This is a genomic window from Neisseria sp. Marseille-Q2251 (assembly GCF_940793045.1).
In the GTDB taxonomy this organism is placed as follows: domain Bacteria; phylum Pseudomonadota; class Gammaproteobacteria; order Burkholderiales; family Neisseriaceae; genus Neisseria.
In genome coordinates, this window is sequence record NZ_CALNWV010000075.1 from 1 (window position 1) to 4,359 (window position 4,359).

Sequence of the window (4,359 nt, forward strand, 5' to 3'; positions counted from 1 at the left end):
TACTACAACCGGGAGCGTTGCAGTTTGAAATTGAAAAAGCTGAGTCCTGTCGCATACAGAACCCAGCTTGCACAGAGCGCCTGAATAGGCTTTTATGAGTGTCCAAGATTTGGGGGCCAGTTCAAACAGAATTTTGGTTTTCAGACGACCTTTCGTTTATCTTGCACACAAATAAAATTTGCCGCAACGTCTTCAGAATGTGCGATCTCCTGTTGGAGAGAACTTTCAGAAGATTTTTTGCGAAACCTGAATGTAAGCCTGCGGCTTACCGCCCTCTCCCTAACCCTCTCCCGCGGGGAGAGGGGACAAATTGGCTGGAAATCCCAAACACGGTTGGGGTTCCGTATTCTCAACTCCCTCCCCCACGGGAGGAAGGGACAAATTAGCTGGGAATCCCAAACATGGTTGGGGTTCAGTATCCTCAATCCCCTCTCCCACGGGGAGAGGGAACAAAATTGGCTGAAAATCCAAAAATGGCTGGGTTTCAGTATCCTTAATCTCTCTCCCCACGGGAAGAAGGTACAAATTGACTGAAATCCAAAACATGGTTGGGTTTCAGCATCCTCAATCCCCTCTCCCCGTGGGAGAGGGCAGCAAACCGTCAGGTTTGCTTTTTATAGTGGATTAAATTTAAACCAGTACGGTGTTGCCTCGCCTTGCCGTACTATCTGTACTGTCTGCGGCTTCGTCGCCTTGTCCTGATTTAAATTTAATCCACTATAGCAATCCTTGGCGGGAAGATCTCGTCAATTCTGTCTCTCCAACATCCCTTGAAACCGCAACAATGCCAGCCACAAGAATCCTACGCCGATACAGCCCATGATCAGCATATGTCCCCACACGATTTCAATCCCTGCGCCGCGGAACAGGATGTCTTGCGAGAATTTGACGAACTGCGTCAGCGGCCAATATTCGCTGATCAGTTGCGCCGCGTGCGGCATGTTGCTGCGCGGGGATGCGCCGCCGGCAAACAGGTTCATCACGATATACACCGGCAGCATCAGCATACCGAACTGTCCCATCGTCGATGCGAACGTGGCAATCATGATGCCCAGCGACGCCACCGAAAACAGGAACAACGCCAGCCCTACCGCATAAAGCGGCACCGAGCCGATGAGCGGCACGCCTATGCTCAAATGCACGATAAACCACAGCGACGACAACGCCGCCACCCAAATCACGGCGGCATTTGCCAGCACTTTGCCCATCATCAGTTCGAACGCATTGACCGGCATCACCAGCAAATGCTCGATTGTGCCGCGTTCGCGTTCGCGGATAACCGCCGCCCCCGTCAATAAAATCAGCAACATACACGACATCGAACCGATTTGCGAAGTCGGCATAAACCACGCGCTCTCGCCGTTGGGATTGTAATAAGTATTGATGACGGGGTTGATTAACTCCGGCCGCGTCACGCCGGTGAATTCGTAAATTTCGCGGTTGATAATTTGCGAAAGATAAGACGCGCCCACCCCCGCCTGCGTCATCGACGTCGCATCAACCAAAAGCTGCAAATCAGGATTGCGCCCTGCCGCCATGTCGCGCTGAAAATTGGGCGGCACTTCCAAAATAAAGGTGAACTCGCCCTTATCCATCAATTCGTCCGAATCCTCGCGCCGCACGTCCTCTACCGGTTTGAAAAACGGATGTTGCACGGCATCGCGGATACGCATGGACAAAACCGAACGGTCTTGGTCGATGATGCCGACAGTGGCGTTTTTCAAATCCGCCCCGACCTGCGCCATCTGATAAATCGTGGCGGTGAAGATGTACACAATCAGCACCATCAGCACCGGATCAGTCAGCACGCTGCGGAACTCTTTGAGCATCAGGGTCAGAATGTTTTTCAGGGTACGCATGGGGATTCCTGTTGATAGCTTGCTTTCTCAAAGGCCGTCTGAAAAATTGTCCGGCTGTTTTTCGGCTTTACAGCCTGTTCCTTTAAACAAAACGGCATTTGCTGCGTTACTCCGCCAGCGCCGCATCCACTGCCGCAAGCGCATGGATGGCAGTGCTGTCGAACACGGGCAGCGGGCTGTCGGTTTCGTTTACGAGCAGGCAGATTTCAGTGCAGCCGAGTATCACGCCCTGCGCGCCTTCGTTTTTCAGACGACCTATCACGTCGTAAAAGTAGCGGGCGGATTCGGGGCGGATGCGGTTCAGGCACAGTTCGTCAAAAATAATGCGGTGGATTTCGTCTTGTTCGGCGGCGGTCGGAGTTATGGTTTGTACGCCCTGCGAACCCATGCGCTCCGTATAAAAACCGTCGCTCATGGTAAAGCGCGTGCCGAGCAGGCCGACGGCGGACAAGCCCTGCCGTTTGATGGCGGCGGCGGTGGCATCAACGACGTGCAGCAAGGGGATGCCGGCCGCCTGTTCGATGGCGGGGGCGACTTTGTGCATGGTGTTGGTGGCGAGCAGCAAAAAATCCGCGCCGGCCGCTTCGAGCTTCCGCGCGCTTTGCGCCAACACGTTTCCCGCCGCCGCCCAATCGCCGCTTTTCTGCAAACGGACGATTTCTTCAAAATCCACGCTGTCGAGCAGGATTTTGGCACTGCGGTTGCCGCCCAAACGGCGGTTGGTTTCGCGGTTGATGATTTGGTAGTAGAGCACGGTGCTTTCGGGACTCATACCGCCGATGATGCCTATGGTTTTCATGTTTTCTCCTGAAATTTAATAAATATAGTGGATTAAAATAAAAATGAGACAAGGCGGCAACGCCCGCCGTGTACGGGTAGTACATAAAGGCGTTGGCAACGCCGTATCATTGCAATTTTATAGTCAATTAAAAACAAAATGGTACAATACTCAACTTTGAAGGTCTACCAACGCTTATCTCTGGTGTCCGCACAAGTCGGCAACCGGCTGATTGCTCCGATGGTTTATCAAAATACGATGACCGGGGTCTTTTTTGAAGCGTGGTTTCAGAAATGCCTACTGCCCGCATTGACTCAAAAATCGGTGATTATTTTAGATAATGCACGATTTCACCGTATGGGTGTCTTACGGGAAATGGCGGAAAAATTAGGACATAAGGTATTGCCTCTTGCACCTTATTCACCTGAGCTCAACCCGATTGAGAAGGTGTGGGCGAATATTAAACGGTATCTGCGAACCGTTTTGTCTGATTACGCCCGATTTGACGATGCACTACTGTCCTATTTTGATTTTAATTAACTATACACAGGTTTCCCCTACCCTTCCGAAAATCCGCCTGCCATCAGGTTTGGCTAAAACACATCAGCAAATCCCAATCTCTGAAATTATGACTATATGATTAACATTATCTTAACAAATAATATTACTTGCAAATTATTATTAATTAATATTAGAATACGTGCTCTCAAATCAATGTAACCCATCAAAACCCGTCTAGAGGAAGAATTATGAAATCTCCCCAGTCCCCCGCTTTCCGTTTCAGCATCATGGTGCTGGCACTGTCTTCAGGCTTTGCCCACGCTGAAAATATCAAGCCCGAAGCGACAGCCGAATTGAAAGAAGTCGTCGTTACCGGTACTGCCGTACCGACCCGCGTTACCCGCAACCAGCTTGACCGCGAAACCTCGACCGATTTGAAACAAGTCATGAAAGACCAAATCGGCATGGATGTCGGCGGCGGCAACGGCGTGGCGCAGTTTTACAGCATCCGCGGCGTCGGCGAAGACAAGATTAATTTGGAAGTGGACGGCACCAGCCAATCCACCAAAATCTTCCACCACCAAAGCCGCTTCCAGCTTGACCCCGCTTTGGTGAAAAGCATCAACGTCGAAAAAGGCACAGGCGCGGCGAGCGCGGGTTTGGGCGCGGTCGGCGGTACCATCCGCGTAACGACGGTTGACGCGAAAGACCTGCTGACCGACGGCAAACCTTTCGGCTTCAAACTCGGCGCGGGCTTGAGCAGCAATAAAGGTTCAACCGGCAACGCGGCGGTTTACGGCTATCAAAACGGCTTCGATGCCCTGTTTGCAGGCAACTTCCTCAACAACCGCGACTACAAAGACGGCAACGGCAATGTCAACCGCGGCAGTCGTCTGAAACAACACAGCTACCTCGCCAAACTCGGCTACGACTTCAACGACGACCACGGCATCCGCCTGACCTACCGTCAGGAATACCAAAAAGGCAACCGCACCGACAAAGCCGAGTTCCAAAACGTTGACAGCTACATCGGCGTGGACGGCACTTATCAAAAAGAGCAGACCTACAATCTGGAATACCGCGGCCGCAACGTCGGCTTCCTCGACAAAATCGACGCCAACGTCTTCCAAATCAACACCGACGACACCAAGCCGCCTAAAGGCGCGCCTTCCCCGAAAGCCCATGCCTCCGGCACGGCTCAAGGCGGCGTTCCCATCGGCC

At 52.2% G+C, this 4,359-nt stretch carries 4 protein-coding genes and 1 pseudogene; 3 read left to right on the top strand and 2 right to left on the bottom strand.

The genetic code is table 11. The features are described from left to right. A partial coding sequence (locus AAG834_RS13890) for an IS3 family transposase (RefSeq protein WP_159069413.1) occupies positions 1-84 on the top strand: 84 nt, incomplete at its 5' end. A gap of 662 nt (positions 85-746) precedes the next feature. Here AAG834_RS13890 and AAG834_RS13505 read toward each other — a convergent pair. Both AAG834_RS13505 and AAG834_RS13510 read right to left on the bottom strand, forming a co-directional pair. Beyond that, complete coding sequence (locus AAG834_RS13505) at positions 747-1,859, bottom strand: ABC transporter permease (RefSeq protein WP_342032426.1); 1,113 nt, start codon at positions 1,857-1,859, stop codon at positions 747-749. Positions 1,860-1,965: 106 nt separating this feature from the next. After that, complete coding sequence (locus tag AAG834_RS13510) at positions 1,966-2,658, bottom strand: aspartate/glutamate racemase family protein (protein WP_107918597.1); 693 nt, start codon at positions 2,656-2,658, stop codon at positions 1,966-1,968. 159 nt (positions 2,659-2,817) lie between these two features. Between AAG834_RS13510 and AAG834_RS13515 the strand changes: the two are divergent. Together AAG834_RS13515 and AAG834_RS13520 are read left to right on the top strand one after the other, a co-directional pair. Next, positions 2,818-3,177: pseudogene (locus tag AAG834_RS13515) on the top strand (IS630 family transposase); the annotation flags it as partial. A gap of 209 nt (positions 3,178-3,386) precedes the next feature. After that, positions 3,387-4,359 (top strand): TonB-dependent receptor plug domain-containing protein (locus AAG834_RS13520; RefSeq protein ID WP_342032427.1); only part of this gene is annotated, 973 nt, incomplete at its 3' end.